Raw genomic sequence first — 25,708 nt, 5'->3', positions numbered from 1 at the left:
TACGGCCCGCCCTTTTTTTACCTTTCAGGAGCGGATATGAAACTGTTGAACGTTGATGTTGCGGTCATCGGCGGCGGCACCGCAGGGCTCGGCGCCTATCGCGCGGCCAAACTGTCTACCCCCAGCGTGGTGATGATTGAAGGCGGGCCTTACGGCACCACCTGTGCGCGCGTTGGCTGCATGCCATCCAAATTATTGATCGCCGCCGCCGAAGCGGTGCATCAAATCGAACGTGCGCCGGGCTTTGGCGTGCACCCAACCGGCAAAACGCGTATCGACGGACGCGAGGTGATGGCGCGCGTCAAACGCGAACGCGATCGTTTCGTCGGCTTCGTGCTGGAAGGCGTGGACGAGATCCCGGCCGCCGACAAAATTCAGGGCTATGCCCGCTTTATCGACGACAACACGCTGCAGGTCGATGACCATACGCGCATCGTGGCGCAGCGCATCGTGATCGCCACCGGCTCTCGCCCCAGCTGGCCGGCGCCGTGGAACGAACTGGGCGATCGCCTGATCGTCAACGACGATCTGTTCAACTGGGATGACTTGCCGCAGTCCGTGGCGGTATTCGGCCCCGGCGTCATCGGGCTGGAGCTGGGGCAAGCGCTGCACCGCCTCGGCGTCGACACCAAGGTCTTCGGCATCGGCGGCGCCGTCGGGCCGCTGACCGACAGCGCCGTGCGCGATTACGCTGCGAAGGCGTTGGGAGAAGAGTTCTACCTCGACGCCGACGTGAAAGTGGAGATGATGCAGCGCGAAGGCGACCGCGTATTTATCCGCTATCAGGATCTGCAGGGCCAGTCGCAGGAGATCCTGGTGGACTACGTGCTGGCCGCCACCGGCCGCCGCCCCAACGTCGATCGGCTGGGTCTCGAAAACACCGACCTGCAGCTCGACGCTCGAGGCGTGCCGCTGGCCGACCGCCTGACGATGCAAACCAGCGTGCCGCATATCTTTATCGCCGGCGACGCCAGCAACCAGCTGCCGCTGTTGCACGAGGCCAGCGATCAGGCGCGCATCGCCGGCGCCAACGCCGGCAGCTTCCCGGAGATCAATCCAGGTCTGCGCCGCAGCGCGATTTCGGTGGTGTTCTCCGATCCGCAGATCGCCATGGTCGGCTCGACTTTCCGCGAGCTGAGCGAGAAGTTCAGCGCCTGCGGCTGCTTTGAAGTGGGCAAAGTCTCGTTTGAGAATCAGGGCCGCTCGCGGGTGATGCTGCGCAATAAGGGCATTTTGCACGTCTACGGCGAGCAAGGCACCGGCCGTTTCCTCGGCGCGGAAATGATCGGCCCCGACGCCGAACACATTGCGCACCTGTTAGCCTGGGCGCACCAACAGCAGATGACCGTCGATCAGATGCTGGACATGCCGTTCTATCATCCGGTGATCGAAGAAGGCTTGCGCACCGCGCTGCGCGATCTGCAGGCGAAGCTCAAACTCGGCACGGCCGAAATCGAGCGCTGCCAGCGCTGTCCGGGTGAGTAACCTCTTATTCTCCGTTTATATCCACCGGGCCTTCAGGCCCGGTTTTTTTGCGCAGCACTTTCCACAATTTCCTCCCTCCGCTTGCCTCACGGCCCGCCCGCGCTCATTTTTTATGCTTTGGCATTGAAGTGATACCAATAACGATACTAAAATGGAGGCGGCATGAACGAGATCAGGGATGACATCGCTGATTTGCAACAGCGGCAGAACAGCATCAAATTCGCCGAGTTAGCGAAAGTCTGCGTGTGATGGTTTGGGCCGCCGCGCATAAACGGTAGCAGCCATCACGTTTATCGCATGCCCTGGCCAGGCGATCCGCGCATCAATATCCAACGCGGCAACAACGGCGCGGCCAAGGCATATCAGGTTAAGCAGGTCATCGCCGCACTGGCCAGAATGGAGGAAGAACATGGAAAAGCATGAACACTATACCTATCGCATCACCTGGTCAGCGGAAGATCGTGAATATGTCGGGCTGTGCGCCGAATTCCCCTCGCTGTCCTGGCTAGCCGCCACGCGTACCGGCGCACTGGAGGGTATCGAAAAAGTCGTGAGCGAAACGATCGCCGACATGCTGGCGCAAGGTGAAACGCCGCCGCAGGCGCTGGCGGAAAAGAACTTCAGCGGAAAACTGGTGTTACGCATGACGCCGGAACAGCATCGCCGGCTGGCGATCGGCGCGATGGAGGAAGGCGTGAGCCTGAACCGTTATCTGTGCGCACGCCTGGCGGGGTAGAGGTGCAAGGGCGGCACCAGGCCGCCCTTATCGTCCTCAAGCTAAACGCTGTTTCGCTGCGGCGATTGCCGCGGCCACCTGCTGCGGCGCGACGCCGCCTTTGGCCGCACGTTTGTCCAGGCAAGATTGCAACGCCAGGATCGGATAGACGTCGTCGCCAATCGTCGCGCTGAACTGCTGCAAATCCGCCAGCGGCAGCGCTTCCAGCGGTTTGCCCTGGCGAATCGCCTCTACCACCGCCTCACCGACGATATGGTGCGCTTCGCGGAACGGCACGCCCTTGGCGACCAGGTAATCCGCCAGCTCGGTGGCGTTGGCATAGCCCTGCTCCGCCGCTTCCTGACAGCGCGGGCGCTTCACCTGAATGCCGTCCAGCACCAGCGCCGCCATCTGCAGGCAGTCCATCCAGGTGTCGAGCGCGTCGAACAGCCCTTCTTTGTCTTCCTGCATGTCTTTGTTGTACGCCAGCGGAAGGCCTTTCAGCGTCATCATCATGCCGGTCAGCGCGCCCTGTACGCGGCCGCACTTGCCGCGGATCAGCTCCAGCGCGTCCGGGTTTTTCTTCTGCGGCATCAGCGAAGAGCCGGAGGTCACGCGGTCAGACAGCTCGACAAACGCCGCTTCGCCGCTGTTGAAGAAGATCAGATCTTCGGCGAAGCGCGACAGGTGCACCATGCTGATGGCGGCGTTGGACAGCAACTCCAGCACGTGATCGCGATCGGATACGCTGTCCAGGCTGTTGCGGGTCGCCGAGGCGAAGCCCAGCCAGCCGGCCAGTTGCTCGCGATCGATAGGATACGCAGTGCCGGCCAGCGCGCCGCTGCCCAGCGGGCTGACGTCCAGCCGTTTCAGGGTATCCTGCAGTCGGCTCTCATCGCGCGCCAGCATCTCGACATAGGCCAGGCACCAGTGCGCGAAAGTCACCGGCTGCGCGCGTTGCAGGTGGGTATACCCCGGCATCACCGCATCCTGATTGGCTTCGGCGGTCTCCACCAGCGCCTGCTGCAGCTGGACGATCGCCTGATGCAGATCGCCGATCTGCTGTTTGCACCACAGCTTCAGATCGGTCGCGACCTGATCGTTGCGGCTGCGGCCAGTGTGCAGCTTCTTGCCCAAATCGCCGACCTTCTCGATCAGCTTCTGCTCCACCCAGCTGTGGATGTCTTCGGCATCGCTTTGGACGATCGCCAAAGGATCGGCCTGGACTTCCGCCAGCAAGGCATTCAGCGCCTGCTCCAGCTGCTGTTGCTCCGTTGCCGTCAACACGTTAACGGTCACCAGCGCCTTCGACCAGGCCACCGAGCCCACGATATCCTGCTCCGCCAGGCGATAATCGAACCGCAGCGAATCATTGAGTTGCTTGAACCGCTGATCCGCCGCCTGAGTGAACCGTCCGCCCCAAAGTGCCATACCTTTACTCCTGAATTTTTATGCGAAAGGGCGCAGCATGCTGCGCCCTTGCAGAGTCACGCCATCGGTTATTTATTCTTTTTCTCGTTCAACGCGCGGATGCGTGAAGACAGAGAGAACAGGCGGATAAAGCCGCCCGCGTGGCTGTGATCGTAAACTTCGTCTTCGCCGAAGGTGGCGAACTCTTCGGAGTACAGGCTGTTGGCGGATTTTTTCTGGGTCGCCGTCACCTGGCCTTTGTACAGCTGCAGCACGACTTCGCCGTTCACCTCTTCAGCCAATGCTTCGGCAGAGGCCTGCAGCGAGCGGCGCAGCGGCGCGAACCAACGGCCGTCGTACACCACATAGGACATCTCCAGGCCCAGCTGCTCGCGCCATTTGAAGCTGTCGCGATCCAGCACCAGCTGCTCGATGGCGCGCAGCGCCGCCACCATGATAGTGCCCCCCGGGGTCTCATAGCAGCCGCGGGATTTGATGCCCACCAGACGGTTTTCCACGATGTCGATCCGGCCGACGCCGTGCTTGGCGCCCAGCGCGTTCAGGGTTTCCAGGCACTGGTACGGCGACAGCGCTTTACCGTTAACCGCCACGACGCGGCCTTTCTCAACGGTAACGGTCACCTGCTCAGGCTGATCCGGCGCTTCCTGCGGATCGACGGTCCATACCCAGCAATCCTTGTTTGGCGCGTTCCACGGGCTTTCCAGCACGCCGCCTTCGGTGGAGATGTGCCAGGCGTTCTCATCGCGGCTATAGATTTTTTCCAGCGACGCGGTGGTCGGGATGTTGCGCTCTTTCAGGTAATCCAGCAGCGCTTCACGGGAACGCAGGTTCCACTCGCGCCACGGCGCCACCACTTTCAGCTGCGGCGCCAGCGCGGTGTAGGTGGTCTCGAAACGCACCTGGTCGTTGCCTTTGCCGGTCGCGCCGTGGCACAGCGCATCGGCGCCCACTTTCAACGCCAGCTCGACCTGCGCCTTGGCGATGATCGGCCGCGCCATCGAGGTACCCAGCAGGTAGCTGCCCTCGTACAGGGCGCCGGTCTGCAGCACCGGATAAACGTAATCGCGGATAAATTCTTCACGCAGATCGACCACGTGACATTCAGAGGCACCGGACTGCAGGGCTTTTTGCTCCACGCCTTCCAGATCGCTGCGCTCCTGGCCGATGTCCGCCACGAACGCCACCACTTCACAGCCGCCGTAGTTCTCTTTCAGCCATGGAATGATGGCCGAGGTATCCAGGCCGCCGGAGTACGCCAGAACGATTTTTTTGATGCCTTGGTTTTGCATGATCTATTCCTTTCTAATTCTAAAATTAAGCGAGGATCCGGGTGCCAATCGACACGCCGTTAAACAAAGCAGGAAGCTGATCGGCATGGCGCCAGCTGGCGATATCCACCGGGCGGCCGAGGGTGCGGGCGGCGTCGAGCGCCGCATTCACCTTCACCACCATACCATCGGTGATGATGCCTTGCGCGATCAGTTGTTCCGCTTTTTGCGCCGTCATTTCCGCAATGCGTTGCCCCTTGCCGTCGAGGATGCCGCTGACGTCCGACAGCAGGATCAGGTCCGCCCCCAGCGTCGCCGCCAGCGCCGTCGCCGCCTGATCGGCGTTCACGTTCATTAACTGCCCTTCGGCGGTGATGCCGATGGAGCTGATAACCGGCAGGTAGCCGGCGCCCAGCAGGGTATTGAGCAGCGCGGGCGAACCGGGCTGCGCGTTGCCGACGTGGCCCAATGCCGGATCGAGCGGGGTCACGACCGCGCTGCCGCCGTCCGCCAGGCTCAGGCCGACGGCGTTGATTTGATGTTTAATCGCCCACGCCAGCAGCGTTTTGTTGGCGGTGCCGGCCAGCGCGCCGGTGATGATGTCGATCTGATCGGCCGGCGTGACCCGCAGGCCGTTCTTTTTCACCACCGGCAAAGCGAGCTGCTTCATCAGTTCGTCCACCACGCAGCCGCCGCCGTGCACGATCACCAGCGGACGCTGATGCTGCTGGCGGTAGCTGTCCAGCGCGGTAAACAGACGCTCCAGCGCTTCTTCACTGTCTAATAACACGCCACCTAACTTGATAATTAACGGGTTCATTGCTGTTTACTCACGCTGGTTTAAAGGAGTGACTGGGTTTCCGGGAAGCCGAAACGGATATTCAGGCATTGCACCGCCTGCGCCGCCGCGCCTTTCAGCAGGTTGTCTTCCACCGCGACGGCGATCAGATGCTCGCCCTGCACCGCAAAACCGATATCGCAGAACGGCAACCCCACCACCGCTTTCAGCGCCGGCACGCCCTGGTCGTACAACCGCACCAGCGGCTTGTCGTCATAGGTGGCATGATAGGCGGCCGCGACGTCCTGCGCGGTCACGCCGGCCTTCAGGCGGCAGGTGATGGTTTCAAGGATGCCGCGCGGGAAGTTGCCCAGGTGCGGCGTAAAGATAACCGGCACGCCCAGGTGCGCGGCGATCTCCGGCTGGTGCCGGTGAGTGAAAATACCGTACGGCTGCAGGCTCACTTCGCAGAAGCTGGTGGTCATGCTGGCCTTGCGCCCGGCGCCGCTAACGCCGCTGGTGGCGTTGATCACCGGCCACTGGTCGAGGTTCAGCAGCTGTTTTTCGATTAACGGTTTCAGCGCCAGCTGCGCCGCCGTCGGGTAACAGCCCGGCACGGCAATCAGTTGCGCCTGTTTGATCTTGTCGCTCTGCCACTCCGCCAGGCCGTACACCGCCTGCTCCAGCAGGGCGCCATGCTGATGCTCGAAACCGTAGTACTGGCTATAAAAACCGGCGTCCTGCACGCGAAAGGCGCCGGACAGATCGAACACCACGCAGCCCGCCGCCAGGAAGGCCGGTGCGATATCGTGGCTGACTTCATGGGCGGTGGCGAGGAACACCACGTCGATGCCCTGCGCCGCCTTGGCAACGTCGGTCAACGGTTGCAGCGGCAGATCGACGATGCCTTTCAACTGGGGATGGAGATCGGAAAGCAACTTTCCTGCATCTGCACTTTGCGCTGAAACCGCTAAAGCGGTTATGTTCATGTGTGGGTGGCGATTCAGGTAAGCCGTGAGCTCCGCTCCGGCGTAACCGCTGGCACCAACGATCAGCGTATTCAACATGTGGCCTTTCACCTTCTAAACTGACGTGCGGTCGCTTGCGACCCAGGTAACAGGGCTAGCCAGCGTTGTTGCGCCGTTCACCCACGGAGCCAGGCGTTGATGCTTTTATAAACATCCGGGTATCGGGTTCCCTTACGCGTCGGCTTACTGTATTTTTATTCAAAATAAATGCATGAATATTGATACTATCCTAACCAAAGGCTGTCAACAGTGAAGATGAAATTACCTCCATTTATTGAGCTGTACCGGGCGTTGATCGCAACGAAGTCAATCAGCGCCACCGATGCCGGCCTCGATCAGAGCAATGAGGCGTTAATCAACTTGCTGGCCGGATGGTTTGCCGACCTGGGCTTTCGCGTCGACGTACAGCCGGTGCCGGAGTCGCGCCACAAATTCAACCTGCTGGCCAGCATCGGCGAAGGCAGCGGCGGCCTGCTGCTGGCCGGCCACACCGATACGGTGCCTTACGACGAAGGCCGCTGGACGCGCGATCCCTTCACCCTGACCGAGCACGACAACAAGCTCTACGGGCTAGGCACCGCCGACATGAAAGGCTTCTTCGCCTTTATTCTGGATGCGGTGCGCGATATCGACGCGAGCAAATTGACCAAGCCGCTGTACATTTTAGCCACCGCAGATGAAGAAACGACGATGGCCGGCGCGCGTTACTTCGCCGCCTCTACCGCCATTCGTCCAGATTTCGCCATCATCGGTGAGCCGACCTCGCTGCAGCCGGTGCGCGCGCACAAGGGCCACATGGCCAACGCCATTCGCATCGTCGGCCAGTCCGGCCACTCCAGCGATCCGGCGCGCGGCGTCAACGCCATCGATCTGATGCACGAGTCCATCGGCCGCCTGATGGAGCTGCGCAAAACCCTGCAGGAGCGCTACAACAACCCGGCGTTCGCCGTGCCTTATCCCACCATGAACTTCGGCCATATCAGCGGCGGCGACGCGGCCAACCGCATCTGCGCCTGCTGCGAGCTGCACCTGGATATCCGCCCGCTGCCCGGCATGACGCTCGACAACATCAACGAACTGATGCATCAGGCATTGGAGCCGGTGAGCCAACGCTGGCCGGGCCGCCTGACCATCGAAGAGCTGCACGCGTCGGTACCGGGCTACGAATGCCCGACCGACCACCGCATGGTGGCAGTGATCGAGGAACTGCTGGGCACCCGCACGCAGGTGGTCAACTACTGCACCGAAGCGCCGTTCGTTCAGCAGGTCTGCCCGACGTTGGTGCTCGGCCCCGGTTCCATCGATCAGGCCCACCAGCCGGACGAATACATCGACACCGCGTTTATCGAACCGACGCGCAAACTGTTGGGCCAGCTGATCAATCACTTTTGCCAGCAATAAACCCGACATTTAGCAGGGGAAATGCTTTATGCTTCCCCTAACTCAAAATAAGTAGAAGGCAGCGAAATAAGCCACGCTGATAACCCACGAGGCGTAATTAAATTTCAGAAAATGCGCCGATTTTGATGTTTTTTTGCTAAAAATAGTGTCAATTGACGATTGGACAGGAACGCGATGTGATCAGGCAGGCGGTCTGCGCCTGACGCGTGAAATTTATTTACAAGATAAAAATCATACAGAACTGGGTCAGGGGTTATATGAACGAACAATATTCGGCAATGCGCAGTAATGTCAGTATGCTCGGCAAATTGCTCGGCGATACCATCAAAGAAGCGCTGGGCGAGCATATTCTCGATCGCGTTGAGACCATCCGTAAGCTTTCCAAATCCTCACGCGCCGGCAACGAAGCGCATCGCCAGGAGCTGCTCTCCACCCTGCAGAACCTGTCCAACGACGAGCTGCTGCCGGTGGCGCGCGCCTTCAGCCAGTTCCTCAACCTGACCAACGTCGCCGAGCAGTACCACAGCATTTCGCCCAACGGCGAAGCCGCCAGCAATCCGGAAGCGCTGGCTCAACTGTTCAGCCGCCTCAAAGACAAAAAGCTCAGCGACAAAGAGCTGCAGCACGCGGTGTCGCAACTCTCCATCGAGCTGGTGCTGACGGCACACCCGACGGAGATCACCCGCCGCACCCTGATCCACAAGCTGGTGGAGGTCAACACCTGCCTCAGCCAGCTCGATCACAACGATCTGGCCGACTACGAGCGCAACAAGATCATGCGCCGCCTGCGTCAGCTGGTAGCCCAGTCGTGGCACACCGATGAAATTCGCAAACACCGCCCTTCTCCGATCGACGAAGCCAAATGGGGTTTTGCCGTCGTGGAAAACAGCCTGTGGGAAGGCGTGCCGGCGTTCCTGCGCGAATTCAACGAACAGCTGGAAAACTCCATCGATTACAGCCTGCCGGTAGAAGCGGTGCCGGTGCGCTTCACTTCCTGGATGGGCGGCGATCGCGACGGCAACCCGAACGTCACCGCCGAAATTACCCGCCATGTGCTGCTGCTCAGCCGCTGGAAAGCCTGCGACCTGTTTACCCGCGATATTCAGGTACTGGTCTCCGAGCTGTCGATGACCGAGTGCACCCCTGAGCTGCGCGCCCGCGCCGGCGGCGATGAGGTGCAGGAGCCTTACCGCGAAATCATGAAGCAGCTGCGCAGCCAGCTGATGAGCTCCCAGGCCTATCTGGAAGGTCGCCTGAAGGGCGAGCGCGTGCTGAAACCGCACGACCTGCTGGTGAACAACGAGCAGCTGTGGGAGCCGCTGTATGCCTGCTACCAGTCGCTGCAGGCCTGCGGCATGGGCATCATCGCCAATGGTCAACTGCTGGATACCCTGCGCCGCGTGCGCTGCTTCGGCGTGCCGCTGGTGCGTATCGACGTGCGCCAGGAAAGCACCCGCCATACCGAAGCCATCGCCGAGCTGACCCGCTATCTGGGGCTGGGCGATTATGAAAGCTGGTCGGAAGCCGATAAGCAGGCGTTCCTGATCCGCGAACTGAACTCCAAACGCCCGCTGGTGCCGCTGAAATGGCAACCGAGCGCCGATACGCAGGAAGTGCTGGAAACCTGCCGGGTGATCGCCGAAGCGCCGCAGGGTTCGATCGCCGCCTACGTGATTTCGATGGCGCGCACGCCTTCCGACGTGTTGGCGGTGCACCTGCTGCTGAAGGAGGCCGGCTGCCCGTTCGCGCTGCCGGTCGCCCCGCTGTTCGAAACCCTCGACGACCTGAACAACGCCGACGACGTGATGACCCAGTTGCTGAACATCGACTGGTATCGCGGCTTCATCCAGGGCAAACAGATGGTGATGATCGGTTACTCCGACTCGGCGAAAGACGCCGGCGTGATGGCCGCTTCCTGGGCGCAGTACCGCGCGCAGGACGCGCTGATCAAAACCTGTGAAAAGGCCGGCGTAGCGCTGACGCTGTTCCACGGCCGCGGCGGCTCCATCGGCCGCGGCGGCGCACCGGCGCATGCGGCGCTGCTGTCTCAGCCGCCGGGCAGCTTGAAGGGCGGCCTGCGCGTCACCGAACAGGGCGAGATGATCCGCTTCAAGTTCGGCCTGCCGGAAGTCACCATCAGCAGCCTGGCGCTGTATGCAGGCGCGATCCTCGAGGCCAACCTGCTGCCGCCGCCGGAACCGAAGAAAGAATGGCGGGCGCTGATGGACGACCTGTCCGAGACCTCCTGCCGGATGTATCGCGGCTACGTGCGTGAAAACCCGGACTTTGTGCCTTACTTCCGCGCGGCCACGCCGGAGCTGGAGCTGGGCAAACTGCCGCTGGGTTCACGCCCGGCCAAGCGCAAGCCGAACGGCGGCGTAGAGAGCCTGCGCGCCATTCCGTGGATCTTCGCCTGGACGCAGAACCGCCTGATGCTGCCGGCCTGGCTCGGCGCCGGCGCCGGATTGCAGGAAGCGGTGAAAGCCGGCAAACAGGCGGAGCTGGAAGCGATGTGTCGCGACTGGCCGTTCTTCTCCACCCGTATCGCCATGCTGGAAATGGTGTTCGCCAAAGCCGACCTGTGGCTGGCGGAATACTACGATCAGCGCCTGGTGGATAAAGCACTGTGGCCGCTGGGTCAACAGCTGCGCGATCAGCTGGAAAGCGACATCAAGGTGGTGCTGACCATCGCCAACGATGCGCACCTGATGGAAGACCTGCCGTGGATCGCTGAATCCATCGCGCTGCGCAACGTTTACACCGACCCGCTGAACGTCTTGCAGGCCGAATTGCTGCACCGCTCGCGCCAGCAGGAACAGCCGGACGCCCGCGTCGAGCAGGCGCTGATGGTTACCATCGCCGGCGTCGCCGCCGGGATGCGCAACACCGGCTAGTGAGCCTCATCGCGGCCCCGTTTATCGGGGCCGTTTTTTTATGCTTTTCCCCCACAAAAAAAGGGCGCCGCGGTAAAGCGGCGCCCTTTTCAATGGAGCAAGCCTGTCAGGCGGCGGCCACCGGGCGCACGCCCAGCGTGTGGCAGATCGCGTAGCTCATCTCTGCACGGTTCAGCGTATAGAAGTGGAAATCTTTCACCCCTTCGCGGCTGAGGATCTTCACCATGTCCATGGCGATATTGGCGCCGACCATTTTGCGGGTCTCCGCATCGTCGTCCAGCCCTTCGAACATGCTGGTCATCCAGCTTGGCACCCGCACGTTGGTCATGGTGGCGAAGCGCTGCAGCTGCTTGAAGTTGGACACCGGCAGAATGCCCGGCACGATTTCCACGTCGATGCCGGCGGCAACGCAGCGGTCGCGAAAGCGCAGATAGCTCTCAACGTCGAAGAAGAACTGGGTAATTGCGCGACTGGCGCCGGCATCGATCTTGCGTTTCAGGTTAATCAAATCGGCCTGGGCGCTTTTCGCCTCCGGGTGCACTTCCGGGTAGGCGGCGACGGAAATGTCGAAGTCACCCACGTCTTTCAGCAACGCCACCAGATCGGTCGCGTACATGTCCGGCTTGCCGCCGCCCGGCGGCAGATCGCCGCGCAGCGCCACGATATGGCGGATGCCGCTGTTCCAGTAATCGGTCGCAATGTCGCGCAGCTGCGCCGGGCTGGCGTCGATGCAGGTCAGGTGCGGCGCCGCCTCCAGGCCGGTGCGCTCCTTGATCCCCTTGATGATGCTGTGGGTGCGATCGCGCTCGCCGGAATTGGCGCCGTAGGTGACGGAAACGAATTTAGGTTTGAGGATGCTCAGACGATCGATCGACTGCCACAGGGTCTCTTCCATCTCGCTGGTGCGTGGCGGGAAGAACTCGAATGATACGTTAATCTGGCCGTTCAACTCCGCCAGACTCTGATTCAGCGCTTCCCGCTGGTTTGCGTGGAAAAAACTCATACCCTGCTCACCTCTTTATCGATCACTGTTTTTATTTCATCTTGATGAGCGTCTATACGTTTAGACGTCTAGATAGAAAATGCCGCATGTTGGCTAAAGAGTCAACAGGAAAATGAGGGGAATAAGATGATTAATCCTCACCCGCTCAACGAGGGAATTTCATGATCGCGGCAAAGATAAGTATGGCAGGAAAAGCAAAGGGGCGCGGTGAGCCCGCGCCCGCAGAGGATTAAAGCAGCTGCGCCAAACGGTTAAGGTCTGACTGGATAGCGCCGGCGGTCACATCGCGGCCGGCGCCCGGCCCGCGGATCACCAGCGGATTATCGCGATACCAGCGGCTTTCGATGGCAAACACGTTGTCGCACGGCAGCAGCGAGGCCAGCGGGTGCTCAGGGCGCACCGCCTCCACACCGACCCGCGCCTTGCCGTTGGCGTCGAAACGCGCCACGTGACGCAGCACCAGGCCCATTTCGCTGGCGGCCTCAAAGCGCTGCTGCATCTGCTGATTCAGCGCCTCACCGTTCTCGAAGAACTGATCGACGGAGCCCAGCTCGCAGCCCGCCGGCACCAGCGACTCGACCCGCACCTGGTTCGGTTCGATGTCGTAGCCCGCCTCGCGCGCCAGGATCACCAGCTTGCGCATCACGTCCTGGCCGGAGAGATCGACCCGCGGATCCGGTTCGGTCAGCCCCTGCTGCCAGGCCTGATCCACCAGCTCGGTGAACGGCACCGTGCCGTCATATTGCAGGAACAGCCAGGAGAGCGTGCCGGAGAAGATGCCGCTGATCGCCAGAATGCTGTCGCCGCTGTCGCGCAGATCGCGCACCGTGTGGTTGACCGGCAGGCCGGCGCCGACGGTGGCGTTATACAGCCAGTGGCGGCCGGTTTTGGCGAAGGCGTCGCGTATTTGGCGATAGCTGTCGCTGCACGAGGCCCCCGCCAACTTGTTGGCGCTGATCACGTGAAAACCGTAGCTGGCGAAATCCAGATACTGCCCGGCCAGCTCTTCGCTGGCGGTCACGTCGAGCACCACCAGATCGTCGAACGGGTGCGCGCGCATCCACAGGAACAGCGATTCTTCATCCAGCTCCTGCGCTTCGTCCTCAAAGAATGCCAGTGCGCGGCTGGCGTCCAGCCCGTCATAGTTCAGCAGGCTGCGGCGGCTGTCCACCACCCCCGCCAGGATAAATTCGAAGCCGCTGCGCGCGGAGATATTGGTCTGTTCACGGGCGAACAGCTCCAGCCAGCGCGACCCGATGTTGCCCTTGCCGAACAGCACCAGACCGATGCGCTTCTCGGCGCGGAACAGGCTTTGGTGCAGCCCCTGAATCAGCAGCGCGGTCGGCCCCTGGCGCAATACCGCCACCAGGCTGATGCCATCTTCCGCCTGCCAGATAAATTCGACCGGCTGATCTTTCAGCTGCTGATAGAAACGGTGGCTGTGCAGCGGGTTCTTGCATACCCCGGCGCCGACCATCGCCACCAGCGCCAACCCTTCACGCAGATGCAGTTCACCCGGCAGCGCCGAGGCCTGCAGGATCGCCAGTGCGCTGTTGACCACCTCGGAGGTGTAGCACAGCTGCACCCGATTGCGGTCAGGATGGATGCCCACCGCCAGCGGTTTGATCTGCGCGCGTTTGAGCACCAGATCCAACTCTTTCTGCGCCAGTTTGAAGTCATGCTGAGCGGCGACGTGCAGCTCAATCAGGCACACGTCATCGTGGCTGGTGACAATCTTGGCGCCGGTGCCGGACGCCAATACGCGCTCGATGCGCGTCGAGCCCTGCTCCGGCTGGTAGCTGCAGCGCAGCTGAAGATCGATATCGCTGCCGGAGACCGGCTGCAGGGTGCGGGTATGCAATACCGGTGCCGCCAGGCGTGCCAGCTCGCTGGCTTCGTCCAGGCGCAGCAGCGGCAGCAGGCAGGCGTCTTTCACCTTGCGCGGATCGGCGCTGTATACCCCGGCCACGTCGCTCCAGATGGTGACGCGCGCAGCGCCGGCCAACGCGCCGACCTGAGTGGCGGAGTAATCACTGCCGTTGCGCCCCAACAGCACGGTTTCCCCGGCGTCGTTGCGCGAAATGAAGCCGGTCACCACCAGGCGCTTGCCCGGATGTTGAGCCAACAATTGCTGCAGCAGCGGATAAGAACGGCCTTCATCCACCTGCGGCTGCGCGGCGCGTTCGGCGCGCAGGAAATCACGCGCATCCAGCCAGGCCGCCTGCATATCCAGGTGGTTGAGCACCGCCGCCATCAGGCGCGCCGACCAGATCTCGCCGTGCCCGACCACTTCGGCATAGCACACCTCGTCAGCTTTACCGTCCAGCAGCACCGCCAGACGTTCCAGATCCTGAATGAACTCGGCGATCAGCGGCTCGGCGCTTTCCGGCGGCAACAGGCCGCTGATAAGATCGCTGTGATAACGACGCAACGTCTGCTGCACCTGGTGCGCAGACAGGCGATCGCTCTGGCTGAGCTTCAGCCAGTTGATCAACTGGTTGGTGGTACTGCCGGCGGCCGATACCACCATCATGTCGCCCGGCTGGCTGTATTCCGCCATAATCCCGGCCACACGCAGATAACACTTCACATCCGCCAGACTGCTGCCGCCAAACTTGTGCAGTTGACGCCCGCTCACCGGCCCTGCTACAGCAATTGCATTCATGCTTACCTCGTTGCCGCCGCCTGGAAAGCGCGTTCCAGATCGGCAATCAAATCTTCACTGTCTTCAATACCCACGGAAATGCGCAGCAGGCTCTCGGAGATGCCGGCCGCTGCCCGCGCCTCCGCCGCCATGCCGGCGTGGGTCATGGTCGCTGCATGCGAGATCAGGCTTTCTACGCCGCCCAGCGATTCTGCCAGAGTAAACAGCTCAAGGGCAGAGAGAAAACGGCGCAGCACCGCTTCATCGCCGTCCAGTTCAAAACTCAGCATCGCGCCGAAACCACGCTGCTGCCGGCGGGCGATCTCATGCCCCGGATTTTCCGGCAGGGAGGGATGATACAGCTTTTTCACCAGCGGTTGCTGCTGTAAATAACCGACAATCGCTTCGGCGTTTTGCTGCGCCGCCTTGATGCGCGGCGACAGCGTGCGCATGCCGCGCAGCAGCAGATAGCTGTCGAACGCACCGCCGGTTACACCGATATTGTTCGCCCACCAAGCCAATTCGACCGCCAGCTCGGGATCTTTGGCAATCACCGCGCCGGCCACCACGTCCGAATGCCCATTCAGGTATTTGGTGCAAGAATGGACCACCAGATCGGCACCGAGTTCGATCGGCTGTTGCAGGGCCGGGCTGAGGAAGGTGTTGTCCACCACCGTCAACGCGCCCGCCGCGTGCGCGGCGGCGCAGATCGCCGCGATATCCACCACCCGCAGCAGCGGATTGCTGGGGCTTTCAATCAGCACCAGCTTCGGCTTTTGCGCCAGCGCCTGCTGCAGGGCGGCTTCATTACCCTGATCGACGAACAGCACGCGATAGGCGCCGCGCTTGCTCAGGCTGTCGAACAACCGATAGCTGCCGCCGTAGCAGTCGTGCGGCGCCACCAGCAGATCGCCGGGCTTCAGCAGCACAGTGGTCACCAGATGGATCGCCGACATCCCGCTGCCGGTCATCACCGCGCCGGCACCGCCTTCCAGCTCCGCCAACGCACGTTGCACCACGTCGCGCGTGGGGTTGCCGCGGCGCGAGTAGTCATGGGCTCGGGGTTGGTTGAAGTCGGTAAAGTTATAGGTGCTGGACAGATGAATCGGCGGGACGACGCAGCCGTACTGTTCGTCATCGTTCAGGCCGCTGCGTACGGCAATCGTGGCTGGTTTACGCGTCATGGTCTCGCTCGGCTCTCGGTTCGGTGAATGAGGCCTAAAGAGTAATCGCAGGATTGATAGACGTCAATACATCTGGACATCTAAACTTCTTTGCGTATAGATTGAGCAATGACACAATACCCGCTAAAATTATGCCGATATGACATGACGATAAGATGTTAAGCGGCAATGCCTGACCGAAGCGGGGCATTCAGTGACCCTGGTCGCGTAAAATTGACATTTATTTAGTGAGAACAGTGAAGATCGGGCATAATTGGCCGGTTTTTAGAATTTTGTAATTTTTCTGACAAAGTTAAGGTGTCCCATGGCTGAGTGGAACGGCGAGTATGTCAGCCCTTACGCTGAACACGGTAAAAAAAGCGAGCAAGTCAAAAAGATCACGGTATCCATTCCGCTGAAGGTCCTGAAAATCCTCACCGACGAACGGACCCGTCGCCAGGTGAACAACCTGCGCCACGCCACCAACAGCGAACTGCTGTGCGAAGCGTTTCTGCATGCCTTTACCGGCCAGCCGCTGCCGAACGATGAAGACCTGCGCAAAGAGCGCAGCGATGAAATCCCGGAAGCCGCAAAAGTGTTGATGCGCGAACTGGGTGTCGATCCCGATACCTGGGAATATTGAGAACCGCCCGGCGAACGCCGGCGGCAGAAACGAAAAAAGGCGCCCAAGGCGCCTTTTTCATCGGACGATAAGAAATCTTATTTCTTAGCGCCTGGTACGCTGAAACGCTTGTTGAAGCGGTCAACGCGGCCACCGGTAGCAACGTCACGCTGCTTGCCAGTGTAGAACGGGTGGCATGCGCCACAAACGTCCAGGTTCAGATCGTGGCCCACGGTGGAGCGGATCTTCATCACGTTACCGCAAGAGCAGTTAGCAGTAACTTCTTCGTATTTTGGGTGGATACCTTGTTTCATGGGAAACCTCAGTTAAGGCCGTGTCGCTATCCAGCCCTGTTTCGCCAGACACCACACGTGGTTGATAATAGAATTTTGGTATCGAATTATACCAAAGGCGGCAAATTATACAGCATTAGCCGAGGCGCGCAATCGGAACCGTACATTTGCCGATGCGCCGTGTAAACTGATGCCCACTTTTTTTCAATTTGGATGAGATCATGCCCGTCGTACACGTTGCCTTGCCGGTCCCCCTCGCCCGCACCTTCGACTATCTGCTGCCGCCCGGCATGCAGCCGGTGGCCGGCGCGCGCGTGGGCGTGCCCTGGGGCAGGCAGCATGCGATCGGCATCGTCACCGGCTGCAGCGACACCAGCGAACTGCCGCTGGATAAGCTCAAACCGATCGACAGCGTGATAGACGCCGAGTCGCTGTTCTCCCCCAGCCTGTGGCGCATCCTGCGCTGGGCCAGCGATTACTATCACTACCCCATCGGCGAAGTGCTGTTTCACGCGCTGCCGATCCTGCTGCGGCAAGGCAAACCGGCCGAAGCCGCGCCGCTGTGGCAGTGGTTCGCCACCGAAGAGGGGCGCGCCACCCCGCCCGAAAGCCTGAAACGCGCGCCGAAACAGCAGCAGGCGCTGGCGGCGCTGCTGCAACGCCCGGTCTATCGCCATCAGGTAAGCCAGCTGGAGCTGACGGAAAGCGCCCTGCAGGCGCTGCGCGCCAAAGGGCTGATCGATCTGCGCGCTCAGGTCGCGGATACGCACGACTGGCGCCCCAACTTCGCGGTGCTCGGCGAGCGGCTGCGGCTGAACACCGAACAGGCTACCGCCGTCGGGGCGATCAGAAGCGAGGATGAGCAGTTCGCCGCCTGGCTGCTGGCCGGGGTGACCGGCTCCGGCAAGACCGAGGTGTACCTCAGCGTGCTGGAAAACGTACTGGCCAAAGGCCGACAGGCGCTGGTGCTGGTGCCGGAAATCGGCCTGACGCCGCAAACCATCGCCCGCTTTCGCGAGCGCTTCAACGCGCCGGTGGACGTGCTGCACTCCGGACTGAACGACAGCGAGCGGCTGGCGGTTTGGCTGCGCGCGCGCAGCGGCGAAGCCGCCATCGTCATCGGCACCCGTTCGGCGCTGTTCACGCCATTCCGGCAGTTGGGCGTGATCATCATCGACGAAGAGCACGACAGCTCTTATAAACAGCAGGAAGGCTGGCGCTACCACGCCCGCGATCTGGCGGTGTTCCGCGCCCGGGAAGAAGACATCCCGATGGTGATGGGCTCCGCCACGCCGGCACTGGAAACGCTGCACAACGTGCAACTGGGCAAATATCGCCAGTTGAAGCTCACCCAGCGCGCGGGCAACGCCAAACCGGCGGCGCAGCACCTGATCGATCTGAAAGGGCTGCCGCTGAAGGTCGGCCTGTCGCAACCGCTTTTGAAAAGCATGCAGCACCATTTAAAAGCCGGCAACCAGGTGATGCTGTTCCTCAACCGCCGCGGTTACGCCCCGGCGCTGCTGTGCCACGAGTGCGGTTGGATCGCCGAGTGCCAGCGCTGCGATCACTACTACACCTTCCACCAGCATCAGCGTCAGCTGCGCTGCCACCACTGCGACAGCCAGCGACCGGTGCCGCACCAGTGCCCACAGTGCGGCTCCACCCATCTGGTGTCGGTCGGCGTCGGCACCGAACAGCTGGAGCATGAGCTGGCGCCGCTGTTCCCCGACACGCCGATCACCCGCATCGATCGTGACACCACCAGCCGCAAAGGATCGCTGGAGCAACACCTGGCGGATATTCATCGCGGCGAAGCGCGCATTCTGATCGGCACACAGATGCTCGCCAAAGGCCACCATTTTCCCGACGTCACGCTGGTGGCGTTGCTGGACGTGGACGGCGCGCTGTTCTCCGCCGACTTCCGCTCCGCCGAGCGTTTCGCTCAGCTGTATACCCAGGTCTCCGGGCGTGCCGGCCGCGCGGGCAAACAGGGTGAAGTGCTGCTGCAAACCCACCATCCGGAGCACCCGCTGCTGCAGGTGCTGCTGCAACAGGGTTACGACGCCTTCGCCAAACAGACGCTGGCGGAGCGCAACAGCGTGTTTCTGCCGCCTTACACCAGCCACATCATCGTGCGCGCCGAAGATCACGACAACCAGCAGGCCCCGTTGTTCTTGCAGCAGCTGCGCAATCTGTTGGAAGCCAGCCCGCTGAAGGACGACTCGCTGTGGGTGATGGGCCCGGTGCCGGCGCTGCAGTCGAAACGCGGCGGCCGTTTCCGCTGGCAGCTGTTGCTGCAACATCCGACGCGGCGCGTCCTGCAACAGCTGATGAAAAGCTCGCTGCCGCTGATCGGCACTCTGCCGCAAACGCGCAAGGTGAAATGGACGCTGGATGTCGATCCGATCGACAGCTGATCCCGGAAAAGTCCGATTTAGCTGCGGCAGTGCAAACGTTTACCCTTGAAATTGCGAGCGAACGCTAAAAAACCTTCTCAGGTCACATTTTTTATGCAAATTAGGTAACAAAGGCGGGGCGTATTCTGTTTAGAATGTCTGCGAGGGCAAATTTTGTCGCCACATCGCAGCGCGACGGAGTGCCCGAACGCGAGTGGCGCTCAATGACAACAATCCCGCCACCGCATGCCGGACATTGTGAGCAAACAGCAGTAGTGGCGTCGGCATGGGGCTGACGCAAGGAGAAAGGCGTTGGAACACAAGAAAGAGTTATCCATGGCGACCATGAAAGACGTCGCCGAAATGGCGGGCGTTTCAACGGCTACCGTATCGCGTGCGCTGATGAACCCGGAAAAGGTGTCGACGCCAACGCGCCAGAAAGTAGAACAGGCCGTGCTGGCCGTGGGTTATTCTCCTCATGCTCTGTCACGCAATATCAAACGCAACGAATCTCGCACTATCCTGGTGATCGTGCCCGACATCTGCGATCCGTTTTTCGCCGATGTGATCCAGGGGATCGAACAGACCGCCGCCCAACAAGGCTATCTGGTGCTGATCGGCGACTGCGCGCAGCAAAACCAGCAAGAACGCACCTTCGTCAATCTGATCATCACCAAACAGATCGACGGCATGCTGCTGCTGGGCTCTAACCTGCCGTTCGACGCCAGCAAGGAAGAGCAGCGCAACCTGCCGCCGATGGTGATGGCCAACGAGTTCGCGCCCGAGCTGGAACTGCCGACGGTGCATATCGACAACCTGACCGCCGCCTTTGAAGCCGTGCATTATTTGCATCAACTGGGCCACCGGCAGATCGCCTGCGTCGCCGGGCCGGAACAGATGCCGCTGAGCCATTATCGGCTACAGGGTTACGTTCAAGCGTTACGTCGTAATGGCATTACCGTCGAAAGCAGCTATATTACCCGGGGTGATTTTACCTACGAAGCCGGCGCGCAAGCGCTGACCCAGTTGATGGCTCAGCCGAAACCGCCGACGGCGGTGTTCTGCCACAGCGATGTCATGGCAATCGGCGTGCTGTCCCAGGCGAAGAAAATGGGGCTGCGGGTACCGCAGGATCTGTCGATCGTCGGCTTTGACGACCTCAAGCTGGCGCAATATTGCGATCCGCCGCTGACCACGGTGGCGCAACCGCGTTTCCAGATAGGCCAACAGGCGATGTTATTGCTGTTGGAGCAGTTGAACGGCCAGACGGTGGCCAGCGGCTCCCGGCTGTTGGACAGTGAATTGATTATCAGAGGCAGCACCGCTGCCCCGAAACGCTAGTCAAATATTTTAGGGTTCAGTAACATGACGGACTTATCCTCTCATCAGGACACAGCGGAATAATAGTGGCACAAAAAGACTATGTAAGCCGTGGGCGCGCAGCAGGAGCTAAGCGTAAAACCCCCAGCCGTAAAAAACGCAGTTCTCCGAAGGTTTCCAAAACCGTGCTGGCGTTAGCCGCCGCGTTGCTGGTTATCTTTGTCGGTGGCCTCTATTTCATTACCCACAACAAGCCGGAAGACGCGCCGTTGTTGCCTGCGCACACCACGCGCCCCGGCAACGGCCTGCCGCCGAAGCCGGAAGAGCGCTGGCGCTACATCAAAGAGCTGGAAAACCGGCAGATCGGCGTGCAAACACCGACCGAACCGACGGCCGGCGGCGAGCTCAATTCCAAAACTCAGCTGACCGCCGAACAGCGGCAGTTGCTGGAGCAGATGCAGGCCGACATGCAGCAGCGCCCGACGCAGCTGAACGAAGTGCCGTATAACGATCCGGGCCAGGTCAACGCGCGCAGTAACCGCCAGCAGCAGCAGATGCAACAACAGCAAATGCAACAGCAGCCGGTACAGCAACAGCAGCAGGTTACCCAGGCGCCGCGCAACCCGTTCAACAACGGAGCCACCACCGCGCCGGTGCAGCAGCACCAGCAACCGAAGCCGATCACCCCACCGCCGGTGCAGGCGAAACAGCCTGAGCCGAAGCCGCAACCGAAGCCGGAGCCGAAACCGGAAGTGAAACAGGAAACGGCCAAGCAGGAAACCAAGCCGGAATCGAAACAGAAGTGGATGGTGCAATGCGGTTCGTTCCGCGCCACCGATCAGGCTGAATCCGTGCGTGCACGCCTGGCGTTCGAAGGCATCGAGAGCCGCATCACCGCCGGCGGCGGCTGGAATCGCGTGGTGCTCGGCCCCTACAGCAGCCGCGCAGCAGCGGATAAAACCCTTTCACGCCTGAAGGGCGTCGGCATGTCGAGTTGCATTCCCCTCTCCGTTGGGGGTTGAAAAGCGTCAATCCCCCCCCATCTATACTCTCAATATGCCTCGTAGCGTCTGCGAAAGCAGGCGCTGCGGGGACTTCTTTCCGTCTTTAACGAGGGTCTGCTCGTGACAACAATTGTAAGCGTACGCCGCAACGGCCAGGTCGTCATCGGTGGTGATGGCCAGGCAACCCTGGGTAATACGGTGATGAAGGGTAACGTCAAGAAAGTGCGTCGCCTGTATAACGACAAAGTGATCGCCGGTTTCGCCGGTGGCACCGCTGACGCCTTCACGCTGTTTGAACTGTTTGAACGCAAACTGGAAATGCATCAGGGCCACCTGGTGAAAGCCGCCGTCGAGCTGGCGAAAGATTGGCGCACCGACCGCATGTTGCGCAAGCTCGAAGCGCTGCTGGCAGTCGCTGATGAAACCGCTTCGCTGATCATCACCGGCAACGGCGATGTGGTGCAGCCGGAAAACGATCTGATCGCCATCGGTTCCGGCGGCCCTTACGCTCAGGCCGCCGCCCGCGCCATGTTGGAAAATACCGAGCTGAGCGCTCGCGATATCGTTGAGAAATCCCTCAACATCGCCGGTGACATCTGTATTTACACCAACCATTTCCACACCATTGAAGAATTGCCTTCCAAAGCGTAAGGATCGAATACCATGTCTGAAATGACCCCGCGCGAGATCGTCAGCGAACTGGACAGCTATATCATTGGCCAAAACAAGGCCAAACGCGCTGTCGCCATTGCCCTGCGCAACCGCTGGCGCCGGATGCAGCTCAACGAGATGCTGCGCCACGAAGTGACCCCGAAAAACATTCTGATGATCGGCCCGACCGGCGTCGGTAAAACCGAAATCGCCCGTCGTCTGGCGAAGCTGGCCAACGCGCCGTTCATCAAGGTTGAAGCCACCAAGTTCACCGAAGTGGGCTATGTGGGCAAAGAAGTGGACTCCATCATCCGCGATCTGACCGATGCCGCCATCAAAATGGTGCGTATGCAGTCGATCGAGAAAAACCGCACCCGTGCCGAAGAGTTGGCCGAAGAGCGCATTCTCGACGTGCTGATCCCGCCGGCCAAGAACAACTGGGGCCAGCCGGAAGAGCATCAGGAGCCGTCCGCCGCCCGCCAGGCATTCCGCAAGAAGCTGCGCGAAGGCCAGCTGGACGACAAAGAGATCGAAATCGATCTGGCCGCGGCGCCGATGGGCGTGGAAATCATGGCGCCTCCGGGCATGGAAGAGATGACCAACCAGCTGCAGTCGATGTTCCAGAACCTCGGTGGACAGAAGCAAAAACCGCGTAAGGTGAAGATCAAAGAAGCCTTCAAGCTGCTGGTGGAAGAAGAAGCCGCCAAGCTGGTGAACCCGGAAGAGCTGAAAGAGCAGGCGATCGAAGCGGTTGAACAGCACGGCATCGTGTTTATCGATGAGATCGACAAAATCTGTAAGCGCGGCGGCCAGAGCTCCGGCCCGGACGTCTCGCGCGAAGGCGTGCAACGCGATCTGCTGCCGCTGGTGGAAGGCTGCACCGTATCCACCAAGCACGGTATGGTGAAGACCGACCACATCCTGTTCATCGCTTCCGGTGCGTTCCAGACCGCCAACCCGTCGGATCTGATCCCAGAACTACAGGGCCGTCTGCCGATCCGCGTTGAGCTGCAGGCGCTGACTACCGAAGACTTCGAGCGCATCCTGACCGAGCCGAGCGCATCGCTGACCGAACAGTACAAAGCGCTGATGGGCACCGAAGGCGTCAATATCGAGTTCACCGCCGACGGCATCCGCCGCATCGCCGAAGCCGCGTGGCAGGTCAACGAAAGCACCGAGAACATCGGCGCGCGTCGTCTGCACACCGTGCTGGAGCGTCTGATGGAAGATATTTCCTACGATGCGAGTGAAATTAATGGCCAATCCATTACAATTGATGCGGATTACGTGCGCAGTCATCTGGATGAACTGGTGGCGGATGAAGATTTGAGTCGTTTTATCCTATAATCGCTCAATCATTGTCTTGTCAGTCATCTGTGTGGGAGGCATTGCCTCCCACAATTATTTCTAACGGACACCGCAACTTACTGACAGAAGCGAAACATGAGCTCATCAACCTCCACCACCCCGATTTCCGCCTGGCTGGAAAGTCTACGCCCCCGCACCCTGCCGTTGGCCTTTGCCTCCATCGTGGTCGGCTCGGCGATCGCCGCCTGGCACGGCAGCCTGAAACCTGAAGTGGCGCTGCTGGCGCTGTTGACCGCCGGTCTACTGCAGATCCTCTCCAACCTGGCGAACGACTACGGCGATGCGGTCAAAGGCAGCGACAAAGAAGATCGCATCGGGCCATTGCGCGGCATGCAAAAAGGCATGATCACCCAGGCGCAGATGAAGCGGGCGCTGGTGGTGACGGTGGTGCTGATCGCCCTCGCCGGCTGTTCGCTGATCGCCGTCGCCTGCGAGCAACCCAGCGACGTGGTGGGCTTCCTGGTGCTGGGCGGGCTGTCTATCGTGGCGGCGATCACTTACACCGTCGGCAACAAACCCTACGGGTATTTGGGGCTGGGCGACATCTCGGTGCTGGTGTTCTTCGGCTGGCTGAGCGTGGCCGGCACCTACTATTTGCAAACGCACACCTTCGACAGCGTCGTGATGCTGCCGGCCACCGCCTGCGGCCTGCTGGCGACGGCGGTGCTCAACATCAACAATCTGCGCGATATCGAGAGCGATCGCGAAAACGGCAAGAATACGCTGGCGGTGCGTCTCGGCCCGCACAAGGCGCGCATTTACCATGCCCTGCTGCTCGGCGGCGCGGTGCTGTGTTTCGCGCTGTTTACGCTGTTCAACCTCCACAGTCCGTGGGGTTGGCTGTTCGTGCTGGCGATCCCGCTGCTGGTGCGCCACGGCCTGCGCGTGCTGCGCGATCCGACGCCGGTCGGTATGCGGCCGATGCTAGAGCACATGGTCAAGGCGGCGTTGCTGGCCAACCTGCTGTTCGCCATCGGCGTGGCGCTCAGTTAAAAACTGATGATTTTGCCAACAGGGCGAATAAAGGGATATACTGAACATTCCTGCGGCAAACAGACGTAAAATCCTATGAAATACGATACTTCCGAACTTTGCGACATCTATCATGAAGAGGTGAACGTTGTTGAACCTCTGTTCTCCAATTTTGGCGGGCGTACTTCATTTGGCGGGCAGATCACCACGGTGAAATGCTTTGAGGATAACGGCCTGTTATTCGATCTGCTTGAAGAAAACGGCCGCGGCCGCGTGCTGTTGGTCGACGGCGGCGGTTCGGTTCGCCGGGCGCTGATCAACGCCGAACTGGCGCGCCTGGCCGCCCAGAACGAATGGGAAGGCATCGTGGTGTACGGCGCGGTGCGCCAGGTGGACGATCTGGAAGAACTCGACATCGGCATTCAGGCGATGGCGGCGATCCCGGCGGGTGCCGTAAGCGAAGGCGTGGGCGAAAGCGATATCCGCGTCAACTTCGGTGGCGTCACCTTCTTCTCCGGCGATCACCTGTATGCCGACAACACCGGCATCATCCTCTCCGAAGACCCGCTCGACATCGAGTGATTTTCGGACATGAAAAAGGGCGCCTGAGGCGCCCTTTTCGTTGCTGCATGGCGTGAGGAATCAGACCTCTTCCATTTTGCCCAGCAGCGCGCGCAGGCGATCTTGCCATACGTGCTGTTCTTCTTTCAGCTGTTGGTTTTCGCGCACCAGCGCTTCGTGGTTGCCGGAGGCAGCCTGAACTTCCTGCGACAGAGAGTTGTTTTTGTCTTTCAGCTCTTCAATTTCCATCTGCAACAAGGTGATGGTATCAATCGCCTGCTGTACTTTTGCTTCCAGTTTCTCAAATACTTCAAATGACATGCTTCAGTCCCCTCATGATAGCAAGGCGTACATCTATAAGTAGCGGCCGCAACGTCGGCTGCAGCTACTGCGAATATTGCATCGCGCTCAGTGACGCGCGCCGTTACGGAAGGCGCGCCAGTCTCGATTCGTTAAAAACGATTGTAAGTAGCCAGTCTCCGCCTGTCTAGCAACATACCGGATCATCGCGCAGTCTGTTGCAATTTTCCTGCCCTCACCATCAGTAAAAACTGAAAATCCCCACCATCATCGCCGCGAGTTGTTAACAACCCTCACCAAACCACTGGTCAGATCACACTTTTATGGCTCAGAAAGAACACTAAACGACGCGAAATCGCTCAATTTTATGACGCGCCACACACATTTTGATTTCGCTATTTCTCGTTTATG

Annotated in this window: 21 protein-coding genes; 12 read left to right on the top strand and 9 right to left on the bottom strand. The window is 60.6% G+C overall.

Going from position 1 to position 25,708, the window contains the following annotated elements; translation table 11 throughout:
- Nucleotides 1-36 precede the first annotated feature (36 nt).
- A complete protein-coding gene (locus ACJ8HA_RS22390) occupies nt 37-1,485 on the top strand; it encodes a dihydrolipoyl dehydrogenase (protein WP_049205311.1) in 1,449 nt (482 codons plus the stop codon).
- A 409-nt stretch (nt 1,486-1,894) separates the two neighbouring features.
- Nucleotides 1,895-2,221: a type II toxin-antitoxin system HicB family antitoxin gene (locus ACJ8HA_RS22385; protein WP_019452249.1), complete on the top strand. Its 327-nt coding sequence runs from the start codon at nt 1,895-1,897 to the stop codon at nt 2,219-2,221.
- A gap of 36 nt (nt 2,222-2,257) precedes the next feature.
- Here the strand turns inward: ACJ8HA_RS22385 and argH are convergent, their stop codons facing one another.
- From argH to argC, 4 genes are all read right to left on the bottom strand, one after another.
- Nucleotides 2,258-3,631, bottom strand: a complete 1,374-nt coding sequence (gene argH, locus ACJ8HA_RS22380; RefSeq protein ID WP_025304654.1) for an argininosuccinate lyase — start codon at nt 3,629-3,631, stop codon at nt 2,258-2,260.
- 68 nt (nt 3,632-3,699) lie between these two features.
- Complete coding sequence (locus ACJ8HA_RS22375; RefSeq protein ID WP_004931061.1) at nt 3,700-4,920, bottom strand: argininosuccinate synthase; 1,221 nt, start codon at nt 4,918-4,920, stop codon at nt 3,700-3,702.
- Between the two features lie 25 nt (nt 4,921-4,945).
- Complete coding sequence (gene argB / locus ACJ8HA_RS22370; protein ID WP_016929723.1) at nt 4,946-5,719, bottom strand: acetylglutamate kinase; 774 nt, start codon at nt 5,717-5,719, stop codon at nt 4,946-4,948.
- A 20-nt stretch (nt 5,720-5,739) separates the two neighbouring features.
- Nucleotides 5,740-6,744: an N-acetyl-gamma-glutamyl-phosphate reductase gene (gene argC, locus ACJ8HA_RS22365; RefSeq protein WP_164100111.1), complete on the bottom strand. Its 1,005-nt coding sequence runs from the start codon at nt 6,742-6,744 to the stop codon at nt 5,740-5,742.
- A 216-nt stretch (nt 6,745-6,960) separates the two neighbouring features.
- Here argC and argE point away from each other — a divergent pair, with 216 nt between their 5' ends.
- On the top strand, nt 6,961-8,106 hold the full coding sequence (gene argE, locus ACJ8HA_RS22360) for an acetylornithine deacetylase (protein WP_164068515.1): 1,146 nt from the start codon (nt 6,961-6,963) through the stop codon (nt 8,104-8,106).
- Between the two features lie 257 nt (nt 8,107-8,363).
- Complete coding sequence (gene ppc, locus ACJ8HA_RS22355) at nt 8,364-11,000, top strand: phosphoenolpyruvate carboxylase (protein ID WP_025304657.1); 2,637 nt, start codon at nt 8,364-8,366, stop codon at nt 10,998-11,000.
- Between the two features lie 106 nt (nt 11,001-11,106).
- On the opposite strand, the gene metF is transcribed toward ppc, so the two are convergent.
- From metF to metB, 3 genes are all read right to left on the bottom strand, one after another.
- Complete coding sequence (metF, locus tag ACJ8HA_RS22350) at nt 11,107-12,003, bottom strand: methylenetetrahydrofolate reductase (protein ID WP_004931071.1); 897 nt, start codon at nt 12,001-12,003, stop codon at nt 11,107-11,109.
- Nucleotides 12,004-12,232: 229 nt separating this feature from the next.
- Nucleotides 12,233-14,668 (bottom strand): bifunctional aspartate kinase/homoserine dehydrogenase II, encoded by a 2,436-nt coding sequence (locus ACJ8HA_RS22345; RefSeq protein ID WP_043140969.1) that lies wholly within the window; start codon nt 14,666-14,668, stop codon nt 12,233-12,235.
- A gap of 2 nt (nt 14,669-14,670) precedes the next feature.
- Nucleotides 14,671-15,831, bottom strand: a complete 1,161-nt coding sequence (metB, locus tag ACJ8HA_RS22340) for a cystathionine gamma-synthase (RefSeq protein WP_025304659.1) — start codon at nt 15,829-15,831, stop codon at nt 14,671-14,673.
- A 304-nt stretch (nt 15,832-16,135) separates the two neighbouring features.
- Here metB and metJ point away from each other — a divergent pair, with 304 nt between their 5' ends.
- The gene (gene metJ / locus ACJ8HA_RS22335) at nt 16,136-16,453 is read left to right on the top strand and encodes a met regulon transcriptional regulator MetJ (RefSeq protein ID WP_006317756.1); all 318 of its coding nucleotides are present in this window, start codon (nt 16,136-16,138) and stop codon (nt 16,451-16,453) included.
- A gap of 77 nt (nt 16,454-16,530) precedes the next feature.
- Here metJ and rpmE read toward each other — a convergent pair whose 3' ends face one another.
- Nucleotides 16,531-16,746, bottom strand: a complete 216-nt coding sequence (rpmE, locus tag ACJ8HA_RS22330) for a 50S ribosomal protein L31 (RefSeq protein WP_004931078.1) — start codon at nt 16,744-16,746, stop codon at nt 16,531-16,533.
- 200 nt (nt 16,747-16,946) lie between these two features.
- On the opposite strand from rpmE, the gene priA reads away from it, so the two are divergent.
- The 7 genes from priA (at nt 16,947) to rraA (ending at nt 25,018) form a co-directional block, all read left to right on the top strand.
- The gene (gene priA / locus ACJ8HA_RS22325; RefSeq protein ID WP_049205326.1) at nt 16,947-19,142 is read left to right on the top strand and encodes a primosomal protein N'; all 2,196 of its coding nucleotides are present in this window, start codon (nt 16,947-16,949) and stop codon (nt 19,140-19,142) included.
- Nucleotides 19,143-19,433: 291 nt separating this feature from the next.
- On the top strand, nt 19,434-20,462 hold the full coding sequence (gene cytR, locus ACJ8HA_RS22320; RefSeq protein WP_025304661.1) for a DNA-binding transcriptional regulator CytR: 1,029 nt from the start codon (nt 19,434-19,436) through the stop codon (nt 20,460-20,462).
- Nucleotides 20,463-20,527: 65 nt separating this feature from the next.
- Nucleotides 20,528-21,463: a cell division protein FtsN gene (gene ftsN / locus ACJ8HA_RS22315; protein WP_025304662.1), complete on the top strand. Its 936-nt coding sequence runs from the start codon at nt 20,528-20,530 to the stop codon at nt 21,461-21,463.
- Between the two features lie 102 nt (nt 21,464-21,565).
- Nucleotides 21,566-22,096 (top strand): ATP-dependent protease subunit HslV, encoded by a 531-nt coding sequence (gene hslV, locus ACJ8HA_RS22310; protein ID WP_004931085.1) that lies wholly within the window; start codon nt 21,566-21,568, stop codon nt 22,094-22,096.
- Between the two features lie 12 nt (nt 22,097-22,108).
- Nucleotides 22,109-23,443: an HslU--HslV peptidase ATPase subunit gene (hslU, locus tag ACJ8HA_RS22305; RefSeq protein WP_025304663.1), complete on the top strand. Its 1,335-nt coding sequence runs from the start codon at nt 22,109-22,111 to the stop codon at nt 23,441-23,443.
- Between the two features lie 96 nt (nt 23,444-23,539).
- Nucleotides 23,540-24,457, top strand: a complete 918-nt coding sequence (locus ACJ8HA_RS22300; RefSeq protein ID WP_015379416.1) for a 1,4-dihydroxy-2-naphthoate polyprenyltransferase — start codon at nt 23,540-23,542, stop codon at nt 24,455-24,457.
- A gap of 75 nt (nt 24,458-24,532) precedes the next feature.
- Nucleotides 24,533-25,018 (top strand): ribonuclease E activity regulator RraA, encoded by a 486-nt coding sequence (gene rraA / locus ACJ8HA_RS22295; RefSeq protein ID WP_004931090.1) that lies wholly within the window; start codon nt 24,533-24,535, stop codon nt 25,016-25,018.
- A 60-nt stretch (nt 25,019-25,078) separates the two neighbouring features.
- Here rraA and zapB read toward each other — a convergent pair whose 3' ends face one another.
- A complete protein-coding gene (zapB, locus tag ACJ8HA_RS22290) occupies nt 25,079-25,318 on the bottom strand; it encodes a septal ring assembly protein ZapB (protein ID WP_004931092.1) in 240 nt (79 codons plus the stop codon).
- Nucleotides 25,319-25,708: the final 390 nt, after the last annotated feature.

Source organism: Serratia sp. CY33802, from assembly GCF_052169095.1.
GTDB lineage: Bacteria > Pseudomonadota > Gammaproteobacteria > Enterobacterales > Enterobacteriaceae > Serratia > Serratia bockelmannii.
The sequence above is the reverse complement of the archived record's forward strand: the minus strand, read 5'-3'. Positions and strand labels throughout refer to the sequence as shown.